The organism is Flavobacterium longum (assembly GCF_965137575.1).
GTDB classification, from domain to species: Bacteria; Bacteroidota; Bacteroidia; order Flavobacteriales; family Flavobacteriaceae; genus Flavobacterium; species Flavobacterium longum.
In genome coordinates this window covers 16,451-42,511 of the sequence record NZ_CBCRZJ010000003.1, presented here as the reverse complement: position 1 = coordinate 42,511, position 26,061 = coordinate 16,451, and the positions used below count along the sequence as shown (strand labels likewise).

The window sequence follows — 26,061 nt, the reverse complement described above, 5'->3', positions numbered from 1 at the left end:
AAGTCAAAAACGGGAATCAGGAAATAACGGTGGGCGGATGAAACACCGCGTGGCCACGAAGGTTGCGGTAAAAATTGTGGTAAAGCGTACTGGCTTTGGTTTTTAGCCCAAGGATTTTCCCCGGAACGGCAACGGTTTTCACGTCGTCTATCCAGTCATGGTGTTCCAGCGGATTGGCTTTTTTGTCTGACGAAATCGGTTTTTCGCTCTCTGAAGCCGCCGCGAGTTTTTTCATCAACTGACACTTGCCGTTACATTGCAATTTCGGCTTTTCCTTGTTGACGCAAAGTTTCGTACTGATGTAGTCGTAATTGATGACGTATTCGGCCACCGGCAGCACCGGTTTGGTCAAAATCATGAAACAGACGAATACAATCAGTTTTTTCACGACGCAAAGGTAAGGAACAAATCCCGATTTTTTGTGACTTAAAGCACCTTTTCCACCCGCGAAAAGTCAAGGTCGTGAAAATCATAACTGAAATCTGTCAGCGGCGATATGGCTTTCATGGTAAAACGTTCTGCGGTGGTTTTAAAAGGGTCGAAAAAAATAAAAGCATCGGCCCCGAAACTGCGCTCGTTCCATTTCACGACAAACGTACGGTCTTTGTACAGGAAAATTTCGCCCGACAAACGCGGTGACCGTTCCGAGGCGAAATACATTTTCCCCTTTTTCGTCGAAATCGTCACCTTTCCGAACCATTTGTCCTGAAATGTACCAGAGTATAATTTCGCATCGACTTTGATTTTGTCTTTGATGTTTTTGTTTACTGATGCCCAGACGTCAGCGGTTATTTTGTCGGCGTCGTCTTCCTTGGCCTGACGGTCTGCGCTGAGTGCCGCCACATGATCTGGGTTGGAAATTCCGAGATAGCTGTCTTTTATCGTGTTCGATACGGCGTTAAATGCCGCGCCCGATTGCTGGTTGGTCAAGACAATGATGCCGAGTTTGATTTCCGGATACATGATGACTTGCGTCACGATGCCATCGAGTCCGCCCGTATGCGACACTTGCAGGTGCCCGTTGAAGTCTTGCAGTTGCCAGCCCAAGCCGTAGCATTTGAACAATGATTTGTAAGGCTTCACGTCGCGAACGCCCTGGATGGTTTGCGGCGTCCACATTTCTTTGTGACGTGCTTTGCTGAAGAGTTGTCGCCCGTTGCCGTATTTGCCGCTGTCGAGTTGCACCATGACCCAGCGGCTCAAATCATTGACGCTGGCGTATAAACCAGCGGCGGCGTTAAAGATCGGGTTGGTGTAGCGCGGCACGACTTTGAGCTTGCCGTCTGTGGGCACGTGCGGTACGATGGCATTGGTCGTGTCTTTCAAGGTTTTCCAAGACGGCGCGCTGCGTTGCATCCCGATGGGCGTCATGATGCGTTGCTGTACAAAATCGTCCCAGGATTGGCCGCTGGCACGTTTTACGACTTCGCCCGCAATCACATAAAGCAAGTTGTCGTAATCGTACTTTGCGCGGAAACCCGAAACCGGCCGTAAGTATTGGATGTTCTTGATGATGTCTTCGGGCGTGAAATTGTGTCCATCTGGCCAAATCATCAAATCGCCGGCGCCCAATCCAAGCCCGCTCCGGTGTGTCAGCAAGTCACGTACGGTGAATTCACGTGTCACATAATCGTTGTACATCTTAAATTCGGGAATGTATTTCGTGACTTTGTCGTCCCAATTCATTTTGCCTTCGTCCACCAAAATCGCCAGTGCTGCCGAGGTGAACGCCTTGCTGTTGGATGCAATGCCGAACAAGGTATTGGCGTCCGTTTTTTCGCCTGTACTGATGTTATTCACGCCATAACCTTTCGCCACTACAAGCTTTCCATCTTTAACGACGCCCACGGCCATTCCGGGAACGTCAAAAGTTTTCATCGTTCGGGCGACCACGTCGTCGAGTTGTTGCTCAGTGATTTGCGCAGATGCCGCACAAGCCATCACCAAAGCACAGAGTGCAAGGATTCTTTTCATATTTCGGGTTGTTAGTGAGTTCACGTTTTCCGGCTATCAGCAGTTGTCGTAACGGCGCAATCGGGCAAAACGGGTTGCACGACCGGATGTTAAACGCGGGCTGTCAGCTAAAATTGCGCTGGCGTTTGGCCTCGAAAATCAGCACGGCAGCAGCCACCGACACATTCATGGAATCAATGGCGCCTTGCATGGGAATGATGATGTTTTTCGTGGACGACGTGCGCCAGTCGGTACTCAGGCCGGTTGCCTCGGTACCAACTACAATAGCAGTAGGTTGGGTGTAGTCTTGGGTATGGTATGTGACCGAATCCTGCAGCGTAGCACAGAAAATGGCTATTTTTTTTGCTTTTAAAAACGCAATAATGTCCTCGGTTGTGCCCGTGGCGATTTGATTAGTGAACAAACAGCCCACGCTGGACCGCACGATGTTCGGGTTGTACAAGTCACTTTTTGGGTTGGCGATGATCACCGCATCCAGATTCGCCGCATCTGCAGTGCGCAACAATGCCCCGATGTTGCCGGGTTTTTCGGGCGCTTCGGCCACGAGAATGAGCGGGTTTTGAGACAAGTGCAGGTTGGCCAATGAAAGGTCTTTGCTTCGGGCGATGGCAATCACGCCTTCAGTGGTGTCGCGGTAGGCGAGCTTTTGATAGACCTCACGGCTTATGGCCACACGGTCAATTTGAAAATTTGAAAATTTGGAAATTTGAAAATTGATGATCTCCGGCGTGAATAACAATTTTTCGATTTCATAACCGGCTTTTAGCGCCAATTCAATTTCCCGAACGCCTTCAATAAGGAAGGTGCCCGTTTGCTTGCGGGTTTTGGCTTTTTCCTGAAGTTGGACCAGAGATTTAATGTACGGGTTCTGAACGCTCGTAATTTCCTTCATCGGTTCAAAGTTAGGCGTTTCAGTTGAAAGGCCAAAGCCAAGTTATCAACCGAAAGCCGATCTTAAGAATGAAGGTGTCGAATGTCGAATATCAAACGTCGAACGAGAAATGCATCGCACGGTTTCGATATTCATTATTAATTGTCAATTATCAATTAACTTTGCTTCATGTTCCACATCATCGAAATCCTCGGTACGATTGCCTTTGCCATTTCGGGTTCGCTCACCGCGATGAGCAAAAAGCTCGACCCGTTTGGCGTATTCATTATTGCGTTTGTCACGGCGGTCGGCGGTGGTACGTTGCGCGATGTGATGATTGGGCAAACGCCGGTGGCGTGGATGAAACAACTCGACTACGTTTACCTGATTATTCTGGGTTTTGTGCTGGCATTGTTGTTCCGGAAAAAGCTCGACCGGTTCCGGATTTCGCTGTTCCTTTTCGATACGATCGGGCTGAGTGTTTTCACGCTGATTGGCCTGCAGAAAGGGCTTGAAACCGGTTTGCACCCCATCATCTGCGTGGCGCTCGGCACCATGACGGCATGTTTCGGCGGCGTCATCCGCGATATTTTATGTAACGAAATCCCGGTGATTTTCAGGCGCGAGATTTACGCGACCATCTGCATGGCCGGCGGCATCTTGTTTTTCTTGTTGAAAGCGCTAAAAGTCAATGACGAACTGTTGTCCGTTATCGTAGCCGTATTCATGATTGTGTTCCGAATCCTCGCCGTGACGCGCAAATGGCGTTTGCAACCCGTGGAGCGGCAGTAGTCATGCCGTCAGCAACTTCCTGATCAGCACAATCTGGCCCAAATGGTAGTAACTATGTTCAATCATCGCGTCGATGTTGCGGGCGTATGAACCGTATTTTTGGTTGACGAAATCACTTCTCAACGTTTCGTCAGACATTTTCTCGACGTGTTGCGCAAAGGTTTCGGCGTCGTCCCAAAAGCGTGATAGGAATTCAAGCCATTGCGCTTGTGAAGTCATGGGACGGAAGTCAAAACTGAATTGGTCCCTGATTTCCAGTGCGCCGCCAGAAAACACTTGGTTTACCCCGTTGATGTAATAGTGGATGTGTTGGGCCAGCACGGCGATGGTATTGGCGTGCGCGGTTTGTGTATGGGCCATTGCACAATCTGTCTGTTCAAGTTCCTGCTTGAAATTCGTGTTGGCGATCCAAGTACCATTGAGGATAACTTCCCGGAAGCGTCTGGCAAGTGCGGCAGCAGTAGTCATCGGTTCAAATATAAAAACCCGGTGTACGGTTCGGGAAACCCAGGGTCGTTCAAATCCAAGACATAAAAATAAGTGCCGTCCGGAGCCTCGTTCCCGTCGATGCGCAGCCCTTTTGTGATTACGCCACGCCAGTCTTCGGTGTTGTTGTTGCCTTCCCAGACCAAAACGCCCCACCGGTTGTAAATTTCGAGTTGGAAATTCACGAAAATGTCGCGCAATCCGTCAATGAAAAACGAATCGTTCGTACCGTCTTCGTTGGCGGAAACATAATTGTACACCGTCGGCGGACAATTTTTCGACTGCAGCATAAACGATGTGACGGCAAAGCAAGAGCCGTTTTCAATTCGCACGAATATTTCCTTGGGTGTGGCCTGCGCTAGGTAATTCGATGTGTTGAAGATAGGGTTGAGGTCGTTCTCGGCATCGGCCAGATTGTCGTGGAAACTGACGGTATGCGCGGCGTCGGTACGTACCAGATCTTCGTATGATGAAAAGTCGAACAGCGCCCGGGTAAAACCGAGGTTGCAGGATTCCAACGGCGGCAATTCGTTAAACGGTGGGGCAACCAGCAGCGATACTTCCACGACGAACAAATTGTTGGTTTCCACCAATTCGGTGACATGCCCGTTGCCGTCGCCCATGTCGTCAGCGGCCAGCGTCAGTGTGAAATCGAGCGGAATGTTGTCCGGAATCGTCAACGTAATTTGACCTGATTCAGCTCCGCCAATGGGAATATCGTTGAACGTCAGCGCTTGCCCAACCAGTACGCCGTCGGCATAAAACGCGATTGGGGTTTCGGCCGGAAGGAAATCCGTACAGTTGGTGTTGGACACCATATAATCGAGTACGATAACACGGGAATCGCAATTGCGTTGCACGTTTCCGGCGATGATTGTCGCATCGGGCAATTGGCTGTTGAGCTTGGTGACGATGGCGTTGACCATGACGAAATCCTGCCCGGAAGTCAGGCTGATGTTGGCCGATGTGTCGCCGATATCGATGAAATTCTGGATGTTGTACACGTCCAGATCCATGTTGTACAATTGGTTGGAACCCGTAAAGGAATTCGTGCCGTTGAAGGCGTTGTTTACCGGGTTGAGCGGCAGGCTCGAAAGCGGTTGCCCGTTGATGCGCAATGTTTCATTGACCGCAATGCCCGAGTCGCCTTCCCAAGCCAGAAACCCGATGCGCGCGCCATCGTTGTCAATCACATTGAGGCTATTGAGGTCTATGCTGATCTCGGTCGGAACGGCCTGCAAACCGTCGTACACATTGAGTTGGTTGAGCGGTAGCGCGTCGTTTTTATAGACGATGATCAACGCCCAGCCCGCAAAGTTTGTGCTGGCCTGGGAATGATACACGATGTGGTCGGACACGTCGAGGTCAGACAGCGTGTAATTTCCATTTCCCGTAGCGATGACTTGTGAGGTCACATCCACGAAAGCGCTGAAGAAATTAAGTTCGAGAAAACCGATGAAGCGTGTATGTGCAAACGTCCTTTCGGCGGTAAGCGGTTGCCCGTTGAGCGCGACATCGAAATCGCCCGTACCGCAGCCGGCCCAATACAAATAGGCTTTTTCGATGACGTCTGTGGGTTGCAAAGCCATTGTGGCCGATGACGTCGTATTGACCGCAACGGTAGATTGGAACGAATTCTCAACCGGATTGAGCGTATTGCCCACGAACAAAAAGTCATATCGCCCGTTGAACTGCTGGTACAACGAAATGTCCTGCCCGAATCCAAAGCGCGGGAAGAGCAGGCAAACAATACAGAGGAATAGCAATTTTATCCGCACAGGCGAAGACTTAAATTGATTTTAAAGGTAAAAAATAAATGATTACTTTTCGCATATCAAAAAATTGCCGTGGCAAACTTCACCATCGAATTGTATCGCGCAGAGTATTACCGCCAATGGAATGACTTCATTGCGCTGGCCAAAAACGCGACTTTCCTCTTCCACCGCGATTTTATGGACTACCACAAAGACCGTTTCGATGATTTTTCGCTGCTGGTTTTCGATGGGCAACAATTGGTGGCTGTCATGCCCGCGAACCGCGTCGGCGACCGTGTCTTCTCGCACCAAGGCTTGACCTATGGCGGATTGGTGCACCGCGAAAAATTGAAACTCACCGAAGCGATCGGCATTGTCCAACAGGTGTTAGAATTCCTGCAATCCAGCGGCATTCAATCGGTTCAGGTGAAAATGCTTCCGGCCATTTACCACGACAAACCCGCCGATGAACTGGCGTATGCTTTATTCCTGACGAATGCCGAATTGGTCAGGCGCGATGCTTTGTCGGTGCTCGACTTGTCTAGGCCGTACAAGTTTTCGAAAGACCGTAAACAATGCATCCGACGTGGTGAAACCGCTGGTCTTGAGGTGCGCGAAGACGGTGATTTCAAAACGTTCTGGAACGAGATTTTGATTCCGAACCTGGAGCGGAAACACCAAGTGGCGCCGGTACATTCGCTGGCCGAAATCGAGAAGCTGCACCAATCCTTTCCGGAGAACATCAGACATTTTAACGTGTATCACGAGGGCAAACTCGTGGCTGGCACTACGGTTTTCGTAACGAAAAATGTAGCGCATCCGCAATACATCTCGGGCCAACAGGACAAGAATGCACTGGGTTCGCTCGACTTTTTATACCATTATCTGATTACCGACGTTTTTAAGGACGTGCGGTTTTTTGACTTCGGCATTTCTAATGAACAGCATGGCCGAAAGCTCAACGCCGGGCTGGCTTTCTGGAAAGAAAGTTTCGGCACCGGAACGCTCGTTCAGGATTTTTACGAAGTCCAGACCGCCAATCACGTCCTCTTAGAACATGTACTGCTATGATTAAATTCCTCGACCTGCAACAAATCAACGCGCCTTATGCAGAAGCCTTCCGGACAAAACTGGATGCAGCGCTCGCCAAAGGCTGGTTCATTTTGGGCGATGAGGTGACGCGGTTCGAAACTGATTTCGCGGCTTATTGTGGCGTAAAACATTGTATTGGCGTGGCGAACGGGTTGGATGCACTGACCTTGATCTTCAAGTCCTATATCGAATTGGGTAGGCTGCAACCCGGCGACGAAGTGATCGTGCCGGCCAATACCTACATCGCCAGTATCATAGCGGTCATGCAAGCCGGTTTAACGCCGGTTTTGGTGGAACCCGATGCGCAAACGTTCAATCTTGACCCACGGCAGATCACCGAAAAAATTACGCCCAAAACCAAAGCGCTTTTAGCCGTGCACCTGTACGGGCAATTGTGTGACATGCACGCCATCATCGGCATCGCGAAATCACACCATTTGTTGGTGGTTGAAGATGCGGCGCAAGCGCATGGTGCGGCGATTGGCGATATGAAAGCAGGAAACTTCGGTGACGCAGCCGGTTTCAGCTTCTATCCGGGGAAAAACCTTGGCGCTTTGGGCGATGCAGGTGCGGTGACGACCAACGATGATGCGTTGGCGGCCATGGTGAAATCACTCCGGAATTACGGCTCGGAAACCAAATACTACAACGACCACATCGGCGTAAACAGCAGGCTAGACGAACTACAGGCGGCGTTCCTCAACGTGAAGTTGCCAGACTTGGACACGCAGAACCGCGCACGCAGAACCATCGCGCAATACTATCTGGAAAATATCTCAAACGACAAGATTGTGTTGCCTGCGTACCAATTCAGCGACCATCACGTGTTCCATCAGTTTGTCATCCGGACGGCGCACCGTGATGAACTCCAAGCGTTCCTGAAGAGCAACGACATTGAAACGCTCATCCATTACCCGGTGCCGCCGCACAAACAAAAAGCACTGTCGTGCTGGAACCATTTATCGTTCCCGATCACCGAACAAATCCATCGGGAAGTATTAAGTTTGCCTATCAGTCCGGTCATGACGCCGGACGAAGTCGCGCACATCACCAACATCCTCAATCAGTATTAATGGGCATCGGCAACCGCATCAGGCATTTTTTCCTCGTGACGTTCCGGATTAAAATCTTCAGGAATTTGTCTGATTGCGCTCATGTTTCAGGCCAGCCGAGGTTGTTCCATCCGATGCTACTCAAAGGCCGGGGCAAAATTTCCTTTGGCCGAAATGTCCAGATCGGTGTCATTGCGTCGCCCAATTATTATTCGCACTACGCATATCTCGAAGCCCGAAACCCTGACAGTGTGATTGTCATCGGGGATAACGTTTCCATCAACAACGCCTTTTCGGCTTCGGCCATCACCAAGATTTCCATTGGCGATAATGTGCTAATCGGGATCAATTGCAACCTGATCGATACCGACGCGCATCCGCTCGACCCGCAATTTCGCCACACCGGCGAACCACATTCTGCACCGATACACATCGGAAATAACGTTTTTCTCGGCGACAACGTAACCGTGCTCAAAGGCGTTACCATCGGCGAGAATTCGGTCATCGGCGCGGGTTCGGTCGTCGCGACATCCATTCCTGAAAACGTGGTGGCCGCGGGCAATCCGGCCAAAGTCATCAGAACACTCTAGTTTGAAAGGCATCGCACAAAATAAGCTTTACAAAGTCTTGTCGCTCAATGCGGTTTCGGTTGGCGTCAGTTTGGTGCTGGGCGTGATTTCCACCAAAATCATCTCAATTTTCCTCGGTACGCAGGGCATGGCACTCATGGGCAGCTTGCGCAATTTCGTTGCGATGCTCAAGTCTGCGGCTACACTCGGCATCAGCAATTCTGCGGTGCGGCTACTGGTGGAATACAAAGAAGACAAGGAAGAACTCTCGGGCATCTATGCTACTTTTTTCTGGATTTTCCTGTCGGTTTCAGCCGTACTGGGATTGTTTGTGTTTGCGACCGCCGGACCGGTGTCTGCATTTCTGTTCCAAACCGATGCCTACGTGTTGCCCCTGCGTGTTTTCGCGTTGGCCTTGCCGCTGGTTGTCCTCAACACGTTCTGGCTGGCGGTTTACAACGCATTGGAGCTTTTCCGGAAGATCATCATCATCCAGATTTTGTCGAACATCATCATATTTGGCATTACGGTGTTATTGGTCTGGGAAGGCAATCTCGCGGGCGGTTTGTTGTCCGTGGCCATTGCTGAAGCCGCCATCGTCGCGGTAACTTACTTTTTCATCAGGCAACATCCGGAATATTTCAGGTTTGACTGGCGCAAAGCCATCAACCGGAAACACACAGCGGTCATCGGCAGTTTTTCAGCCATGGCGTTGCTCAGCGCAGTATTGACGCCGCTTACCTTGATTTTGGTGCGCAACCACATCATTGACACGCAATCGCTCGAACAGGCGGGCGTTTGGGACGGCGTGCTGCGGCTGTCCGGGTTTTACATGATTTTCTTCCATTCCGGGTTGTCGTTGTATTACATGCCGAAACTCTCGGGAATCAACGATGACACAGGTTTTCGCCATGAACTAAAGTTATATTTCAAAACGCTGGTGCCGCTTTTCGCGATGATGTTGCTGTTGCTTTATTTCTTGCGCGGTTGGGTCGTCGGGCTGGCTTTCACGGATGCATTTTCGGGCATGAACGACGTGCTTGCGTGGCAACTTGCCGGTGATTTCCTGCGCATCATGACTTTGGCTTTCGGGTTTCAGGTCTTGGTGAAAACAATGATGCGCGAATATTTCTTCATTGAAATCGCGTTCAATGCCACATTCCTGGTATTGTCCTATCTGTTGTTGCCTACAGAAGGCATCGCCGGCGCGCTTCAGGCATACTGCTGGGCAAATGCGTTCGGACTTTTAATTGTGCTGTTTATTTTCAGGAAATTGTTGTTCGCCCGAAGTTAGGCGTTCCAGACTTCAATATATTTTTCCGCAATTTTCACGTAGTCGTGCTGCGTTTCCACAAAACGGCGGGCGCGCTCAGAAATGGCAGCGGTTTCGGTAGGGTTTTCAATCAATTGTGACAGTTCTTTGGCGATGGCTTCGGCATCGGGCAGTGCATTGACGGCCACGCGTTCCGACAATCCGTAGTGTTGTATGAACTCTTTTTCAGCACCCGTAAAAACCACTTTCCCTTTTGCCATGGCTTCGAGCGCGTTGTAACCTTGGTCATACGCATTGACTTGGTCCAACACGATGTGCGCGTCGTCGAACAACTTGATGTATTGCGCATACGGAAGATTCTCCGCAGTGGTCACCACGACCTTGTCTCCGTATTTCCGTTGGATGATTTCGAGCGCTTTTTCAAAATACGCGTTGCCTTTCTTGTGGTAATTCCAACGGTTGATGCCGTGGAAAATCCTCACGGGTGGAGCGGGCTTTGGCGGCTGGACTGTGATCATGTTCGTATTGACCGGGTTCGGGATCATGCCCAAAAATTCGGGCGTGCCTTCGAGCGCAATCGCATAATCGATGTCGGTCGCGATCATGCCTTGGGCCAATGCCATCATTTTTTCGTGGTGTTTCTCATACGCCCGCGTCAGGTGCGGCAACACATGTCTATATTCGGCGACCAGCGCCGGGTTTTGCAGATAAGCATTGAACAACGAGTAGCGGTATTTTTTTTCGGCGACGGCCTGCATGAACCGGAAATCGGTGCCAGAGGAAAGGATGAAAAGCTTTCGGTTGGCGGCCTTGATCCGTCTCAACAACTTATATTCAAAACCGAGATGGGTCTGGATGGGTGTTTCCGAGATGAGTTGCACCACGTCGAAACCGCGCAATTTGGGCAGCATGAAATAAAACCTGATGCCGTGTTCCATCGTCGCGAAGTCGTACTTGAACAGCCGGAAAATTACCTGCCGCAAAGGGTTGAGCAGGAAAGATTTGCTCCAGTTGGCGTCGATATCCAAATCCACGGGATAATCCTTGAAGCCGTCGCCGTTGCCCACAATCGTCACGTCATGCCCCAGTTTTACCAAACCTTCCTTGAGCGTGTTGTGCAACCTGCTGTATTCGCCAATCAATAAAATCCTCATGAACCGGAATAAATCTTTATTTTTGGCTAAAATAGGAAATTAAAAGTTCAAGGTTCAAAGTTCAAGGTTCAACTCGTTGAAACACGGCTTTTGCATTGGGCTTTAAACGCTGAATGTTGAACCGCAAAACGCCAAAAATCTGCCTTATCGGAGAAAGCCTCGCCAATGGTGGCGCCGAGAAGGCCATGGCGTTGCTTTCGCAGTTTTTTCATTCCAAAGGCATCGGCGTGCACAACGTCATCGTGCTCGATCAAATCACATACGATTATTCGGGGCAGTTGCTCAATTTGGGAAAGATGAAAAACACCGCCAACGGGCCGTTGAACAAATTGAAGCGGTTTCTGGCATTGCGAAAATTCCTGCGGCAACATCGGTTTGACTTCATCATCGATTTTCGCGTGCGCGTTTCGTTTCTTCAGGAATACTTCATATCCAAGGTGTTGTACAATGCGCCAACCATTTACACCGTGCACAGCGCCATGACCGATTTGTATTTCCCGAAGAACAAAAAGTGCGCGCACTTGGTGTACAAAAATGCGTTTGCGGTTGTGGCTGTTTCCGATGTAGTGGCTGAAATCATCCGGAAGAAATACGGGTTGGACAATGTCTCGACCATGCACAATCCGATCGATATCCGCAACATTGAAAAGTGGGCCGACGCGTTCGTACCTGCAGAAGAACATTACATTCTGGCCGCCGGACGGATGAACGACGATGTCAAGCAGTTCGATAAATTAATCGCGGCGTATGCAAATTCGGGATTGCCCGCGCAAGATATTTCGCTCGTGATTTTGGGCGATGGCAGCAACCTGCCGACACTGAAAAAACTCGCGATGCGTTCCGGTGTCGAAGCGCAAATCGTCTTTAAAGGCCGCGTTGACAATCCGTTTCCGTATATGAAACACGCCAAATTCTTCGTGCTCTCGAGCAGGCGCGAAGGCTTGCCGACGGTCATTCTGGAAAGTCTGGCCTGCGGCAAACCGGTCGTGTCTTTTGACTGCGTATCCGGTCCGTCAGAAATGATTGCCCATGAACGCAATGGCCTTTTGGTTACCGATCAGGATTTCAATGCCTTGACCGAGGCGATGAACCGGATGGCGTCAGACGAAAAACTGTACACCGCATGTTGTGAAGGCGCGAAACCGTCGGTGCAATCTTTTTCACTCGAAAATATCGGCCGGCAATGGCTGGAATTCCTGAAAATAAACGTAAGTTAGCCACCATGGACATTGCCCTTATCGACATCCCCAAAATCGAAGATTACCGCGGAAATATTGCGGTCGTAGAAAAAAACACCATTCCGTTCGCCGTGAAGCGCGTGTATTATCTGTACGACATCCCAAGTACGGCGCGTCGTGGCGGCCATGCGCACAAAGAGCAGGAAGAATTGCTAGTGGCGCTTTCGGGCAGTTTCGATGTCATCCTGAACAATGGGCGCGAGTCCAAAAGTGTGACGCTCAACAAGCCCGACAAAGGTTTGGTCATTCCACGCAACATGTGGCGCGAACTGGAGAACTTTTCTTCCGGTGCCGTTTGTTTGGTTTTGGCGTCGGACGTGTTCGAGGAAGCCGATTACATCCGTGATTTCGACACGTATGTGGCCGGGATTACTTCCTAAAAGTCGTCAGCCGGACGCCGCGTCTTAAGAACAACAACTTGATTTTACGGACCAAACGCACGACGAATCCCGGTGCATGCAACAAGAATCGTTGGCTGGTCGTGAGGTTTTTCGAATCGATGGCGTTGGCGAGCAAACCGAACTTTTCACTATTTCCTTCCAGTTTATAGGCAATCGCGAGAATGTAACGGTTCACGTCCAGGAATTTCTTCAACGACGGATTTCCCGCGGCATCGGCTTCATATTTAGAAAAGTCCGTGATGTTTTTTGTGCTGAGCGATGCGCGTGTGATCTGGTTTTCGGATGCCATCGTATAAGACGCGCAAACGCCGTTGTAATAGGCCATTTTGAAGAGTTGTCCGGCGCGTATGTTGAAATCGGTATCTTCGCCGTACGTGATTTTTTCGTCAAAATAACCCGCTGCGGCAAAAACTTCCCGTCGCACGACTGCGCTGCCGTACCAGAAAATGGGTTGATAGGTGTTCGCTGCAAAGAAATCTGGAACGAGATTCATTTCGCCCGCCGCAAAATCAAGGTTTTTATGAACCGACAGCGACTTGCCGTTAGGGTATTTTTCGTCATAACCGGCCGCAAAAATCCCGGCTTCAGGAAACTGGTGAATGAGTGTATGCATTCGTTCCAGAAAGTCAGGCTTCCAAACGTCATCGGCATCGACAAAGGCAATCAAATCTGACGTTGCGTTCCGGATTCCGGTGTTGCGCGCCGCAGACAAACCGCTGTTGCTTTGGTGTGAAATGATTCGGAAACCCGACGTGAATTTTCCCGAAAAAGCTTCGGCCACGTTGCGGCTGGCATCGGTAGAGACATCGTCCACGACAACCACTTCATAATCGGTAAACGTCTGCGCCAAAATGCTTTCGAGCGTAGCGGAAACAAACTTTTCCTTGTTGTACAACGGAATGACGATGGAGAAAAACGGCACGGGCGTAATTTTTCCAAAAATACTTTATTTTCCCATAATCGGTAGTATTTTTGGCGGATGCAGTCGCGCAAGCTCCACATCGTCAGTTTTGACAACCCTTATCCGCCGGTCTATGGCGGTGTCATCGACGTTTTCTACAAGCTCAAGGCATTGCACGGGCTGGGTTTCGAGATTTACCTGCATTGCTTCGTGGATCAGGACACAGCGCCGCATCAAGAGTTGCAGCGTTACGCCAAGGAAGTCCATTTCTACCGTCGCAAGAAAAAGCGAAACAGCCACAAATGGTTTTCCGTTTACCCGTTCGCGGTATTTTCGCGCTACAAAAAGGCGCTGTACGACAACCTGAAAAAAGTGGACGCCCCGATTTTATTCGAAGGACAGCAAAGCAGTTACGTGGCGCGCAAACACGATTTTGGAGGTCGGAAAATGTTGCTCCGGCTGCACAATCTGGAAGCGAATTATTTTCTGGGGCAGGCGAGAAGCGCAACCCATTGGTTCAAGAAAGCGGCGTATTTTTCGGAATTCCTCAAATACCGTTGGTTCCAGCGCGACATGAAGAAGTTCGATGCCGTGTTGGCGTTGTCCCGATTCGAGCAACACGCGGCGCGCCAATACAGTGACAAAGTTTATTACGTTCCGGTTTTCCACGGAAACGAAGCGGTTGCCGAATTGTCCGGCTTCGGGAAATACGCCATTTACCACGGCGACCTGCGTTTGGCCGACAACCGCCGGGCAGCCAAATTCCTGATTGAAGTATTCAAGGAAATCCCGGACTATCCGTTGGTCATCGCCTCGAGCGGCCACGGCGATTTCGTGAAACCACTTATTTCGGGTACGGCCCACATTTCCTACACCGACATCAACAACGACGATCCTTCGCACCTGACTCGTCTGCTCGCTGATGCGCACCTCAACGTCATGTTGTCGTTCCAGGAATCGGGCACGAAACTCAAGGCGGTTTATGCGCTGTTCCGCAGCCGGTTTTGCATCATCAACAAGAACATGCTCGACGACGAAAACCTGCGCGGATTGTGTACGATGGCCGAGACGCGACAAGACTTTATCGATGCCGTCAACCAACTGAAAACGCAACCGTTTGACCAAACGTTTCGCCGCAAGGAAGTGTTGGCCGAAATCCTCGACGACCGCAAAAACGCTACGGAAATCCTGAACATCATAAACGATTGGCCATGAGCGCAATGTTGTATCGTTTCCGGTTTCCGATCTTGCTGATTGCGGCGGCGATGGGCTGGCTCGTGGTTTTTGCATGGTTGTCGCAAATCGACCAGCAGGGCATCATTTACGCCGATTCGACCAGTTATGTGGAATCTGCGCGGAATTTCTACGTGCATTTACGCGGCCACAATTACCGCCCGATCCTGATGGCGGCCATCAACGGGTTGCCGTATTTGTTCGGGTTTGGCGATGCCGCGATTTATGAATTCAGCTTTTACGTGAATGTGTTTTGCTGGCTGGCGACTTCGCTGATGCTTTATGCGTTGCTCAAGGACGTCGTCCGCCCGAAAATCGCGTTCTTTTTTGCGTTGGCGTTCCTCTTTACATTGGGCAATGTGTCGTACGTTTTTCATTTGTTGACCGAGAACATCTATTTGTTTTTCATCGTGTCGGCCTTTTACTTCTTGTCGAAATATTACAAAAGCAAACGGTTCCGCGACCTTTCCTTCGCTTTGTCCATCATTGTCCTGGCGATGCTGATCCGGCCGGGGTCGATGCTGCTCGGTATCGCGATGACCGTCTTTTTCCTCCGGGAAATCATCCGGAATTTCAAATCGAAAGCCGCTTTTTTCCTCTACGGAAGCATCGCGCTTGTGCTCGTGCAATGCGCAGGGATTAAGCACCAATTCGGGAATTTCACGATCAGTTACATCGATGCCGTGACGTATTACGGCTATTTGGGCAGCCGTGCAGAAGCGATGCAAAACGGTACCGAATACATCCAGGAGAACAACCCGCGCGGCGTGGCGATGTACAGCCTGCCGATGCCCGAACAAAAAAAGTTGGCTTCCGAGGATTTCGAGAAACAGCTCACCACGAACACCGTGAATTTTTTCAAGGCGTACGCCATAGATTTGCTGGACAACACCAAATCGGGCAACACGGCTTTGATGGATTGCAAAAACGTCGAACAATCCGATGTGTTTTTCGCACCGGAACTTTTTTGGGCGTCCAAATGGCAGAACCGCATCTTGACGGTCATCGGGTTTGGGCTTGCAGTGTTTTTCTTTTTCCGCGGATTTAATAAAGAACCACTGTATTTCCTGATGGCGTGCTACATTTTGTACATCGTGCTGCTTTCGGGCGTATCGTGCAGCCAAGGCGACCGTTTCCACATCGTGACGTATCCGTTTGTGTTGCTGTTATTGGCTAAATTTCTCCAACGAAGAAAAAACCTTGCTTGATGGAAGTAATCGTTGCTTTTTTTTGGCGGATTTGGGAACGGTTCCGTGACGAAATCATTTTGGTGATGATCGCGTTGGGTTGGCTGTTTTTGTTGTCAACCTCAATCCAACTTAAGCCTGAATTTACGATGGTCGGCGACGATTGGAGTTATTTCGAAGCCGTCTCAAAGTTGTATTTTGAAGGATTGCCAGACGAAGGCAGGCCGTTCGGGATCGCCGCGATTTATGGGCTGCCATTGTTATTTACAGATAATTTGGATGCCGCAATCCACTTTGGATTGGGGTTGAATTTATGTTGTTGGCTTGTTTCGATCCTGGTCGTCCACCGGATTCTTACGGAGCGTTACAACTCAGCATTCCACGCCTTCGCTTATTCGGTTTTGGTGCTGTTGTGTGTGGGCAATCTCGCGATCGCTTTCCGGTTTTTGCCTGAGCCGGTTTTCATCCTGTTGATTTTATTGGCGGTATTGTTCCTGAACCGATTCGAATTATCAAGTAAAACGAAACACTTGTCGGTAGCGTTGGCGATTTTGTGTTTCGCGATGTTGATTAAGCCGGTCGCAACCGGATTGGCGGTTATAGTCGCAGTCTGTCATTTCAGGTCGCTTTTAGCTGTCGTCAAGCATAAAAGTTCGGTTTTGGTTTATGCGATGCTGGTCTTGGTTGGCATCCAGATGAACGAAATGCACAAAGCATACGGCGACTACAAAATCAGCTACATCGGCAACACCACCTATTACAACTACTTGGGTGCGAAAGCCGATTGTTACCGCAAAAACATCGAATTTATTCCTGGCGAAAACGCGCGTGCCAAGCATTTCCAAAGTTTTTCAATCCACGATCAGCAGCGATTGGTTCGTGAGGATATCGCCGAACAATTACAAAACAATACCTTCAATCTGATAAAGGCGTACGGCTATTGTCTGATCGATAATTCTTCGAAAGGCAGCTACATTGTGGCATCGACATACAATTGGGACAACACGTTTGTATTCAGGCCGGCCAAATTTTTCTTCAAGGCTTTATCGAAAGCGCAGAACATTTTGCTGACCGCAATTGGCGTTGTGCTGTCGGTTTACGTATGGATTAAAAGGAAGTCAACGTCTGGTTTTTCGAAAATACTTGCGGCAATTACCTTGTATGTTTTCTTCGTTTCCGGGATTTCATGTTTGCAGACCGACCGTTTTCACCTGGTGTTTTTCCCGTTGGTCATCATGATGATTGCGGAATGCCGCAATAAAAAAGCGGGTGAAGAACCCGCCTGATATTTTTGAACAATATTGTTTTTAAACCGTCCGTTGTACAACCTCAAACAACGACTGTTTTTCGAGCTTGAGTGTTTTGGACGGGAATTTCATGATGAGCGCATAATCGTGCGTGGCCATTAAAACCGTTTTGCCGTTTCCGTTGATTTTTCGGAGTACTTCCATGACTTCCACGCTGGTTTGCGGGTCGAGGTTTCCAGTGGGTTCGTCGGCCAGGATCAATTCCGGATCGTTCAGGAGTGCGCGGGCAATGGCTACCCGTTGCTGTTCGCCGCCGGAAAGCTGGTGTGGCATTTTGTGTTCCACGGTTTTCAGGTCAACCTTTTCGAGCACTTCGTCGATCTTCGCTTCCATTTCCTTTTTATCGGTCCAGTTGGTCGCTTTCAGGACGAACACCATGTTTTCATGGACGCTTCGGTCTTCGAGCAACTTGAAATCCTGGAACACGATCCCGATTTTTCGACGCAGGAACGGAATGTCGCTTTCCTTGAGTTTTGCCAGGTCGTAATCTACGATGCTGCCTTGCCCTTCGCGAAGTTTCAGGTCGGCATAAAGGGTTTTCATTAACGAACTTTTCCCCGAACCGGTTTTCCCGATGATGTAGATGAACTCGCCTTGCTTGACATCGAGGTTGATGTCTTTGAGAATGGGGCGATTGTCTTGGTAAATATTGACGTTTCGCAGTGAAAGTACGGTTTGCGACATGGTTTTTCGTTTAATTTCATTCCGCTGGGCCAGGTTGGCCTCGGGTGGCGTAAAAGTAGTGAGTTTGGATTCGGTTTCAAAATTTTTTAGTGGCTAGTTGTTAGTGGCTAGTGGCTGGATAACTCGTCTTGCAAGGTGTTTATTGTTTCTGCGCGTGTTTTGTTTTGGGCGTGTCGGCGTTATCATAAATACGTAATTCAATAAGTTATTTTAACGCCGTCCGGCTTTCCGCTGTAGTCCTCGCTGCGCTGTGGGCTGCCGCTTCAATCCGTCACGCAAAAAAAATGTTCGGTTTAAAGAATATGGCTTCGGCTTGTTATCAATATCTAGCCACTAACAACTAGCCACTAGCCACTGGACTGTTAAAAACCCTGTTTATAATAAAAACTTAAACCCTGCCGTTATACAACGCATTATAAGGTAACTTTGAAATTCTTAAAAAAATGTAGCCATAATGCGTCAAATCGTCACCATTTCATGTGCTTTACTCTTTGCCGGAATCGCCTCTGTTTCGGCCCAAAAATCTGAAATACGCAACCCCGAGACCGAAGATTTCAACCGCGCACTCAACTTATACCAGAACGGTGTATACCAACCGGCGCAAATCATATTCGACAAGGTAAAATCGGAAACGCGCAATCCCGAAGTGGAAGCCGATTGTGCCTATTATTCGGCCAACTGCGCGATTCGCCTCGACCAAGGCGGCGCGGATACCGCGATGGAAAATTTCGTCGCCGATTACCCGACGAGCACCAAGCAAAACCAGGCGTACATTGAGGTCGCGCATTATTATTTCGAGCAAGGCCGTTATCCGCAGGCGTTGCAGTGGTTCGAGAAAGTCGATGAAAATTCCCTGACGCAGGCCGAACAAGACAAGTTCAACTTCCAGAAAGGCTACGCTTTTTTCACAGCCAAGAATAAAAAGGAAGCCGACAAGTATTTCAACATGGTCATCAATTCACCTGAATACGGCTCGCAAGCCAAATATTATCTGGGCTACATGGCGTATGAAACCGATGATTACAAAACGGCCACCAAGCAATTCGACCAAATCCAGGACCAGGAAAAATACAAGGAGAAAATGTCGTATTTCCAGGCCGACATGAACTTTAAGCTGGGCAAATTCGACAAGGCGATCGAACTCGGAAAAGCCGCAATGCCAAAGTCCAACGCGCTGGAAAAGTCTGAACTCAATAAAATCATCGGCGAGAGTTTGTTCAACAAAGGGCAATACGCCGAAGCCATTCCGTACCTGACCGAATACAAGGGAAAGAAAGGCAAGTGGAACAACACGGACTATTACCAGCTCGGTTACGCCTATTACAAGCAAGGCGATTACGAGAATGCCATCGCACAATTCAACAAAATCATCGGCGGCAATGACCACGTCGCCCAGAACGCCTATTACCATTTGGGCGAAAGTTACCTGAAGACCGACCGCAAGCAACAGGCTTTGAACGCTTTTAAGAATGCGTCGGAAATGGCCTTCGATGCCAAAATCCAGGAAGATGCAATGCTGAACTACGGCAAGCTGAGCTACGAAATCGGAAACTCGTACCAGCCGGTGCCGGATGTATTGGCCGGATTCCTTGAAAAATACCCGAATTCTGAAGCGAAAGCCGAAGTAGAAGGTTTGCTCATCGATTCTTACATTACGGCAAAGAACTACGCCGGTGCACTCGAATTGCTTGAAAAGAACAAAACGACAAACCGTGCGGCCTACCAGAAAGTAACCTTTTACCGCGGGCTCGAATTGTATACCGACGGCCAATACCAACAGGCATTGTCGATGTTCAAGAAATCCATCGCCGAACCGCGCGACAGCAGGTTTACGGCGCGCGCCACATTTTGGAAAGCCGAAACCGAATACGTGCTCGACAATTTCAACGAATCGCTCATCGATTTCAAGGATTTCCTGGCTTCGGCAGACGCGAAAGCCACGCCTGAGTTCAAGAACATCCATTACAACGTCGCGTATGATTATTTCAAACTGAAACAGTACGATCAGGCAGGCGATGCGTTCCAGCGTTTCATCGATACCAATCCGTCCGACAAAACCCGTTTGCACGACGCCTACTTGCGACTGGCCGACAGCCGTTTCGTGACGGCGAAATACTGGCCGGCAATGGAAGCGTACAACAAAGTCGTCGAGATGAAGAGCGTCGATGCAGATTATGCCGCATTCCAGAAAGCGATCAGCTATGGTTTCGTGAACCGCAACAATTCCAAGATCGAGGATTTGACCAAGTTCATCAACAACTATCCGCGCTCGAGCTACAAAGACGATGCGTTGTTTGAACTCGGCAATACGTATGTCACCGAAAACAAGACCGACCAGGCCATCAGCACCTACGACAAGTTGCTGGCTGAAGGCAAGAACGGTTCTTACGCATCGAAAGCGTTGCTGCGTCAGGGTTTGGTGTATTATAATGCCGAGAAAGACCAGCAGGCGATCGCGAAATTCAAGAAAGTCGCCGCCGATTATCCGCGCACGCCTGAAGCCTTGGAAGCCGTGTCGACGGCGCGTTTGATCTATGTGGATAACGGCAACGTCGATGAGTACGCGACCTGGGTAAAAACGCTTGATTTCGTTGAGGTTTCAGATGCTGACCTCGACAACGATACGTATGCATCGGCCGAAAAACAATACCTGCAAAACAACACCAAACAAGCCATTTCGCAACTGGCGGGTTACGTGTCGAAATTCCCGAATGGCATCCATGCGTTGAAGGCGAATTTCTATCTGGCGCAATCGTATTACGCAGACAATCAGGAAAGCAAGGCAGCCACGCATTACGAGAATGTGGCGGCGCGCCCACGGAATGAATTCACGGAACAATCGCTGGCACGGCTCGCGGAAATCTACATCAAAGGAGACGATGCCGCGAAAACCATCGCCACTTTGAAACGCCTGGAAAGCGATGCTGATTATCCGCAAAACGTCACCTTCGCGCAGGCCAACTTGATGAAAACCTATTACGAAGAGAAAGACTATGCGAATGCCGTGGTTTATGCAGACAAAGTGCTCGACAACCCGAAAACGGACGCAAAAGTAAAATCGGATGCGCAGATTATCGTGGCGCGTTCGGCCATCAAGACCGGAGACGAAACCAAGGCACGCGCGGCATACGGCAAGTTGCTGACCATTGCCTCGGGCGAACTCGCAGCGGAAGCGTTGTATTACGATGCGTATTTCAAGAACAAGGATGGCAAATTTGAAGCGTCGAATACTTCGGTGCAGAAACTGACGAAAAACTATTCTGGCTACAAATTCTTTGGTGCCAAAGGTTTGATCGTCATGGCCAAGAATTTCTACGGGCTGAAAGATTCATTCCAAGCCACGTACATCCTGGAAAGCGTCATCAAGAACTTTACGCAGTATCCGGATATCGTCCAGGAAGCGCAAACCGAACTGGACATCATTAAAGGAGAAGAATCCAAAACGAATTCGTCGATACAGAATTAGTAAAGTTGCTAGTTGCTAGTTTTTAGTGGCTAGAAGAAAAAAGTTGCTAGTGGTTAGTTGCTAGTGGCTAGAAAATTTAAGAAACAAAATCGAAACAGAAATTTATATGGTAAAGGAGCGAGTTGATGCCAGACAGGACAATCTAACAACTAGCAACTAGCCACTATCAACTAAATATGAAATTCAAAGCCCAATATACCGCATTCATCCTGTTACTATCCGCCACCGCATTCGCCCAGGTCAAGGACGAAAACATCGGGACAGAAGTCGTGAACGTCGTAAAGCCATACACACCGACCATTTCCGATGCATTCAAGGTGAAGGAAACGCCAGCCGTCGAAGACGAAGACAACAGCAAGAAGGCCGACATCAAGTACAACATCTTCTCGTTTCCGGTGGCATCCACCTTTACACCGTCGAAAGGACGCGCGGCCAGTGTAGATAAGACGCCGCAGGAGAAAATCTATAAGAATTTCGTGTCGTTGGCCTTGGGCAATTACGGCACGATCAACGGGGAATTGTTCGTGACCGAAAACATTGGCGATAACGGCTACATTGGCGGCATGGTGCGTCACTTGTCATCGGCGGGCGGCATCAAGGAAGTGGAGCTCGAGGACAGTTTCCGCAATTCGCAAATCGATTTGACCTACGGCACGCGCACCGATGCGATGTCTTGGAGCATCGACGGCGGTTACCAGAACCAGATGTACAACTGGTACGGTTTGCCGCAGGATTATCGTATCGAACTGCCGCAGCCTGATCGTCAGAACATCATCGACGGCATCAGCCCTGAGCATGTATTCCAGAATTTGTATCTGGGAACTAAGTTGTCTTTCAACGAAGGGGTTTTTAACGATGTCTCGGCGAAATTCAGCCATTTCTGGGATTCGTACGGTGGCGCCGAAAACCGTTTCTTCGCCAAGCCGACCATCAGTTTCGACATCAACGACACCAAGATCAAGACGGAATTTATCGTGGATTATGTGGGCGGCCAGTTCGATGAATTGTTCGGGCCGCTGGAAGATTACAAATATGGCTACACCAACATCGGTGTGCATCCGAGTTTTGGCATCGTGAGAGACGATTGGTCTATTAACCTGGGTGCGGCCGCGTTTTACAGCATGGCGACCGAAGGCGGCGACAGCAAGTTTTTCGTCTACCCGCAAGTGAACGCATCGTACAAAGTCGTCGGGGATTTGATGGTGTTTTACGCCGGTGCCGAAGGAACGCTGCAACAGAATTCGTATCGCGACCTGACCACCGAAAACCCGTTCATCGCCCCGATCCAAATCATCGCCCCGACAGACCGCCAGTTCGACGTATTTGCCGGTTTGAAAGGGAAATTGGCCAACGCCGTGAGCTACAATGTCAGGGCATCGTACCTGAGCGAGCGCGACAAGGCATTGTTCAAGGCCAATGATTACGACAACACTTACATCGACAATTACGACCACGGGAATTCATTCGGGGTTGTGTATGACGATGTCAGGACGATTACGGTTTTCGGGGAGCTCAACGCCGATTTTTCCAAAAATGTTTCCTTTGGCATCAACGGTTCGTTCTTCGGATACAATACCGCAGACCAACCCGAAGCTTGGAATTTGCCGACTTTTAAATTGGGTTCGTCGCTCGACGTAAACATCACGCCGAAATGGTATGCCGGTGCGCAGGTCTTTTTCGTGGGCGAACGCAAAGACGCCCAGTTGAATCTCGACAATGTCATCGCGGCCGAAGACGGCATCGTGACCGTGAAGAGTTACTTCGACGCCAACTTTCACTTGGGCTACAAACACAACGACCGCCTGACCGGTTTCCTGAAATTGAACAACATCGCCAACCAACAGTATGAACGCTGGCTGAATTATCCGGTACAAGGCATCCAGGTATTGTTGGGCGCGAGTTATAAGTTCGATTTCTAAGGACAAGTAAAAGTCGGTACGCGGTTAAAGGTTAAACTGAAGAAACCTATGAAAAAGCCATTCCTTATTTTATGGGCGGTCATCTTCGCGAGTTTAGCCATGTTGTTTTTTTTCATCTTTTTAGGAAGGGCAGGGTTGCCTTATAATAGCGAAGGGAACTATTTCGACGAAAATAATATGGTGACGTATCAAACGCAAAGCGTGGCGGCGTACGGCGTGTTGTCGCTTGGGAGTTTAATTGTCGTAGGGATAATTTCGTATAAATATTTCTTACCGAAAAGGCCTGAATGCGACAAACCATAACCAAATAGATGGAATTAAAGGAAGAGATTCTGTTGCGGTACCGACAGTTGGTACAGGATAAGATTGATGTCTTCCGCGACATGATATCCGGGCTGGCCGACGATGCGCAGAACGATGCCAAAGGTTCGGCCGGCGACAAACACGAAACGGCGCTCTCGATGATGCATCTCGAGCAGGAAAAGCTCACGCAGAAACTTCGCGAAAACCTTGACATGAAAGCGGTTCTCGATAAACTCGAACCGCACCCAACCACCAAAATTGCCCTCGGCAGCCTGGTCAAAGCCAACAACACTTATTTATACCTCTGCGCCGCATTGCCCAAAATCACCGTCGATGGAAAAAGCATCATAGCGCTGTCTCCGCAGTCGCCGCTTGGGCAACAACTCTTGGGGCAATCGCCCGGTTTCTGTTTTCAAATCATGGGCACCGAATACGTCGTAGAAGCGGTAAGCTAGTTAACAGTTTTTAAGCGATGGTGTCGATTCCTGACGTTTATCGTTTTCAATTTTCTACAATTACTTTATTTAGATTTAAATTTGTAACTAAAATTAATTTTTTGGTTTATATATTTAAAGTCATCGTACATCTTTGCTTCACCAAATAAACAATTATGTGCGGATTTTTAGCCATCGTCGGCAAAGGGCTCGATGAAGAACTTGTAAAGGAACTGTCCAAAAGGATGTCGCACCGCGGCCCGGACGAAAGCGATATCGTCGTCACCCAAAACGGCCACATCCTGAGCCACGAAAGATTGTCCATCATCGACCTGCATTCCGGCCGCCAGCCCATTCAGGGTTGCAAAGGTTCGTGGATGGTGCACAACGGCGAAATCTACAACCACCAGCATTTGCGCGATACGGTTTTGAAAGACCATACCTTCCGGAGCAAGTCTGACTCTGAGGTCATTGTGCATTTGTACGAGGAATTCGGTTACGACTTCTGCGACAAACTCGACGGCGATTTTGCCTTTGTGGTCATCAATGGCGACGACTTTATCGCAGGACGCGACCCGATGGGCGTGAAACCACTTTACTACGGCATCGACGAGCGCGGACGCACTTGGTTCGCTTCGGAGATGAAACCGCTGGCCGACCAGTGTAAAACCTTCGCAACCTTTCCGCCGGGGCATTTCTACACGCCACAAACCGGATTCGTAAAATACTACCAGCCCGCGTATGAAGACCATGCCAAGGCTATTGAAAAACTTGATTTGGAAGCCATCCGCGAAACGCTGACCGAGGCCACAAGGAAAAGGCTGATGAGCGATGTGCCGATCGGCGTTTTGCTTTCGGGTGGGCTCGATTCCTCACTGACGTCCTCGATTGCGGCACGTTTACTGGCCGAAGCCGGCAAAACACTGCATTCGTTTTCAATTGGGTTAGACAACGCGTCGCCAGACGCCGCCGCTGCCCGTAAAGTTGCCGCATTTCTGGGGACGCAGCACCACGAAATCCACTTTACGGTCGAGCAGGGCATCGACATCCTGGGCAAGCTCATCTGGCATCTGGAAACCTATGATGTCACCTCGGTGCGCGCCAGCACGCCGATGTATTTCCTTGCCAAAGCCATTACCGACTTGGGCATCAAGGTCGTGCTCTCGGGCGAAGGTGCGGACGAAGTTTTCGGTGGCTATCTGTATTTCCGTAACGCGCCGTCTACCGAGGCGTTCCAAAAGGAAACCATCGAGCGCGTCCAGAAGTTGTTCACCGCAGACTTGCTCCGCGCCGACAAATCCACGATGGCGCACGGCCTGGAAGCGCGCGTGCCGTTCCTCGACAAAGCGTTCCTGGATTTGGCTATGACCATCGAAGCCAAGGAAAAACAGCCGCAATCCTACGATGGGCTCGAAAAATATATTCTAAGGAAAGCGTTCGACACGCCCGAAAAACCCTATTTGCCCGATGAAATCCTCTGGCGTCAGAAGGAACAATTCTCCGACGGCGTGGGCTACAACTGGATCGACACGCTCATCGCACACTGCGAGTCGCAAGTCACTGACGCCCAGATGGCGCAGGCCGCTGAGCGTTTTCCTTACAATACGCCGCTCACCAAGGAAGCGTATTATTACCGCGACATCTTCCACAAGCATTACCCTCAGAAAAGCGCTGCCCAAACCGTGCGCAAATGGATTCCGAAATGGCAGGAAAACCAAGACCCGAGCGGCCGCGCCAATGCCGCGCACGTTCACGCCGATGTCGACATTGCAAAAAGCAATATATCCGTTTAAAATATAAAAGTAAGGTTGTTGTTTAGTTTGTTTGTATTTTTGAAAGCGCCGGGTTTCTGGCGCTTTTTTTAATTGACAATTGACAGTTGACAATTGACAATTGGGCATAACGCCGCGCCTGAGGCCAACGACCGAACGGAGCGAAGCCAATCCGTAACTTGCTTGCGTCAGTCGGGCG

At 49.6% G+C, this 26,061-nt stretch carries 23 protein-coding genes; 15 read left to right on the top strand and 8 right to left on the bottom strand.

Features of this window, described 5'->3' with window-relative positions; genetic code table 11:
* Positions 1-16: 16 nt before the first annotated feature.
* The 3 genes from ACM9J1_RS05795 to ACM9J1_RS05785 all read right to left on the bottom strand — a co-directional run bounded on the left by ACM9J1_RS05795 (position 17) and on the right by ACM9J1_RS05785 (position 2,866).
* Positions 17-388, bottom strand: coding sequence for a hypothetical protein (locus ACM9J1_RS05795; protein WP_415581039.1), 372 nt, complete (start codon positions 386-388; stop codon positions 17-19).
* Positions 389-426: 38 nt separating this feature from the next.
* Entirely contained in the window at positions 427-1,974 is a 1,548-nt protein-coding gene (locus ACM9J1_RS05790) for a serine hydrolase (protein ID WP_415581037.1), read from the bottom strand.
* Positions 1,975-2,077: 103 nt separating this feature from the next.
* Complete coding sequence (locus tag ACM9J1_RS05785; protein ID WP_415581035.1) at positions 2,078-2,866, bottom strand: TrmH family RNA methyltransferase; 789 nt, start codon at positions 2,864-2,866, stop codon at positions 2,078-2,080.
* Positions 2,867-3,034: 168 nt separating this feature from the next.
* Here ACM9J1_RS05785 and ACM9J1_RS05780 point away from each other — a divergent pair, with 168 nt between their 5' ends.
* Positions 3,035-3,637, top strand: a complete 603-nt coding sequence (locus ACM9J1_RS05780) for a trimeric intracellular cation channel family protein (RefSeq protein ID WP_415581033.1) — start codon at positions 3,035-3,037, stop codon at positions 3,635-3,637.
* Here the strand turns inward: ACM9J1_RS05780 and ACM9J1_RS05775 are convergent, their stop codons facing one another.
* Both ACM9J1_RS05775 and ACM9J1_RS05770 read right to left on the bottom strand, forming a co-directional pair.
* Positions 3,638-4,105, bottom strand: a complete 468-nt coding sequence (locus ACM9J1_RS05775; RefSeq protein WP_415581032.1) for a DUF1572 domain-containing protein — start codon at positions 4,103-4,105, stop codon at positions 3,638-3,640.
* Positions 4,102-5,889 (bottom strand): gliding motility-associated C-terminal domain-containing protein, encoded by a 1,788-nt coding sequence (locus ACM9J1_RS05770; protein WP_415581030.1) that lies wholly within the window; start codon positions 5,887-5,889, stop codon positions 4,102-4,104. Before ACM9J1_RS05770 ends, ACM9J1_RS05775 begins: the two co-directional genes overlap by 4 nt.
* Before the next feature lie 81 nt (positions 5,890-5,970).
* On the opposite strand from ACM9J1_RS05770, the gene ACM9J1_RS05765 reads away from it, so the two are divergent.
* The 4 genes from ACM9J1_RS05765 to ACM9J1_RS05750 are packed head-to-tail and all read left to right on the top strand — an operon-like array spanning position 5,971 to position 9,884.
* Complete coding sequence (locus ACM9J1_RS05765; RefSeq protein WP_415581029.1) at positions 5,971-6,948, top strand: GNAT family N-acetyltransferase; 978 nt, start codon at positions 5,971-5,973, stop codon at positions 6,946-6,948.
* Entirely contained in the window at positions 6,945-8,042 is a 1,098-nt protein-coding gene (locus tag ACM9J1_RS05760; RefSeq protein WP_415581027.1) for a DegT/DnrJ/EryC1/StrS family aminotransferase, read from the top strand. The genes ACM9J1_RS05765 and ACM9J1_RS05760 overlap by 4 nt, the downstream gene beginning before the upstream one ends.
* Positions 8,042-8,611 carry a DapH/DapD/GlmU-related protein gene (locus tag ACM9J1_RS05755; RefSeq protein WP_415581026.1) on the top strand — a complete coding sequence of 190 codons (570 nt, stop codon included), beginning with the start codon at positions 8,042-8,044 and terminating at the stop codon, positions 8,609-8,611. Before ACM9J1_RS05760 ends, ACM9J1_RS05755 begins: the two co-directional genes overlap by 1 nt.
* A 1-nt stretch (position 8,612) precedes the next feature.
* Positions 8,613-9,884 (top strand): O-antigen translocase, encoded by a 1,272-nt coding sequence (locus ACM9J1_RS05750; RefSeq protein WP_415581025.1) that lies wholly within the window; start codon positions 8,613-8,615, stop codon positions 9,882-9,884.
* Here ACM9J1_RS05750 and ACM9J1_RS05745 read toward each other — a convergent pair.
* Positions 9,881-11,017: a glycosyltransferase gene (locus ACM9J1_RS05745; protein WP_415581024.1), complete on the bottom strand. Its 1,137-nt coding sequence runs from the start codon at positions 11,015-11,017 to the stop codon at positions 9,881-9,883. The two genes, ACM9J1_RS05750 and ACM9J1_RS05745, sit on opposite strands and share 4 nt — an antisense overlap.
* A gap of 113 nt (positions 11,018-11,130) precedes the next feature.
* On the opposite strand from ACM9J1_RS05745, the gene ACM9J1_RS05740 reads away from it, so the two are divergent.
* Positions 11,131-12,234 carry a glycosyltransferase gene (locus ACM9J1_RS05740; RefSeq protein ID WP_415581023.1) on the top strand — a complete coding sequence of 368 codons (1,104 nt, stop codon included), beginning with the start codon at positions 11,131-11,133 and terminating at the stop codon, positions 12,232-12,234.
* A 5-nt stretch (positions 12,235-12,239) separates the two neighbouring features.
* Positions 12,240-12,635 carry a sugar 3,4-ketoisomerase gene (locus tag ACM9J1_RS05735; protein ID WP_415581022.1) on the top strand — a complete coding sequence of 132 codons (396 nt, stop codon included), beginning with the start codon at positions 12,240-12,242 and terminating at the stop codon, positions 12,633-12,635.
* On the opposite strand, the gene ACM9J1_RS05730 is transcribed toward ACM9J1_RS05735, so the two are convergent.
* Positions 12,625-13,578, bottom strand: coding sequence for a glycosyltransferase family 2 protein (locus ACM9J1_RS05730; RefSeq protein WP_415581021.1), 954 nt, complete (start codon positions 13,576-13,578; stop codon positions 12,625-12,627). The genes ACM9J1_RS05735 and ACM9J1_RS05730 overlap by 11 nt on opposite strands.
* Positions 13,579-13,635: 57 nt before the next feature.
* Between ACM9J1_RS05730 and ACM9J1_RS05725 the strand changes: the two genes are divergently transcribed.
* The 3 genes from ACM9J1_RS05725 to ACM9J1_RS05715 are packed head-to-tail and all read left to right on the top strand — an operon-like array spanning position 13,636 to position 17,263.
* Complete coding sequence (locus ACM9J1_RS05725) at positions 13,636-14,772, top strand: glycosyltransferase family protein (protein ID WP_415581020.1); 1,137 nt, start codon at positions 13,636-13,638, stop codon at positions 14,770-14,772.
* Entirely contained in the window at positions 14,769-15,998 is a 1,230-nt protein-coding gene (locus ACM9J1_RS05720) for a glycosyltransferase family 39 protein (RefSeq protein ID WP_415581019.1), read from the top strand. The genes ACM9J1_RS05725 and ACM9J1_RS05720 overlap by 4 nt, the downstream gene beginning before the upstream one ends.
* A complete protein-coding gene (locus ACM9J1_RS05715) occupies positions 15,998-17,263 on the top strand; it encodes a hypothetical protein (RefSeq protein WP_415581018.1) in 1,266 nt (421 codons plus the stop codon). Before ACM9J1_RS05720 ends, ACM9J1_RS05715 begins: the two co-directional genes overlap by 1 nt.
* 21 nt (positions 17,264-17,284) lie before the next feature.
* On the opposite strand, the gene ACM9J1_RS05710 is transcribed toward ACM9J1_RS05715, so the two are convergent.
* The gene (locus tag ACM9J1_RS05710; RefSeq protein WP_415581017.1) at positions 17,285-17,968 is read right to left on the bottom strand and encodes a cell division ATP-binding protein FtsE; all 684 of its coding nucleotides are present in this window, start codon (positions 17,966-17,968) and stop codon (positions 17,285-17,287) included.
* A gap of 454 nt (positions 17,969-18,422) precedes the next feature.
* Between ACM9J1_RS05710 and ACM9J1_RS05705 the strand changes: the two genes are divergently transcribed.
* The 5 genes from ACM9J1_RS05705 to asnB all read left to right on the top strand — a co-directional run bounded on the left by ACM9J1_RS05705 (position 18,423) and on the right by asnB (position 25,883).
* On the top strand, positions 18,423-21,434 hold the full coding sequence (locus ACM9J1_RS05705; protein ID WP_415581016.1) for a tetratricopeptide repeat protein: 3,012 nt from the start codon (positions 18,423-18,425) through the stop codon (positions 21,432-21,434).
* Between the two features lie 176 nt (positions 21,435-21,610).
* The gene (locus tag ACM9J1_RS05700) at positions 21,611-23,353 is read left to right on the top strand and encodes a TonB-dependent receptor (RefSeq protein WP_415581015.1); all 1,743 of its coding nucleotides are present in this window, start codon (positions 21,611-21,613) and stop codon (positions 23,351-23,353) included.
* Between the two features lie 48 nt (positions 23,354-23,401).
* Positions 23,402-23,656 carry a hypothetical protein gene (locus ACM9J1_RS05695; RefSeq protein ID WP_415581013.1) on the top strand — a complete coding sequence of 85 codons (255 nt, stop codon included), beginning with the start codon at positions 23,402-23,404 and terminating at the stop codon, positions 23,654-23,656.
* An 8-nt stretch (positions 23,657-23,664) separates the two neighbouring features.
* Positions 23,665-24,111: a hypothetical protein gene (locus ACM9J1_RS05690; RefSeq protein ID WP_415581012.1), complete on the top strand. Its 447-nt coding sequence runs from the start codon at positions 23,665-23,667 to the stop codon at positions 24,109-24,111.
* Between the two features lie 155 nt (positions 24,112-24,266).
* Positions 24,267-25,883 (top strand): asparagine synthase B, encoded by a 1,617-nt coding sequence (gene asnB, locus ACM9J1_RS05685; RefSeq protein WP_415581011.1) that lies wholly within the window; start codon positions 24,267-24,269, stop codon positions 25,881-25,883.
* Positions 25,884-26,061: the final 178 nt, after the last annotated feature.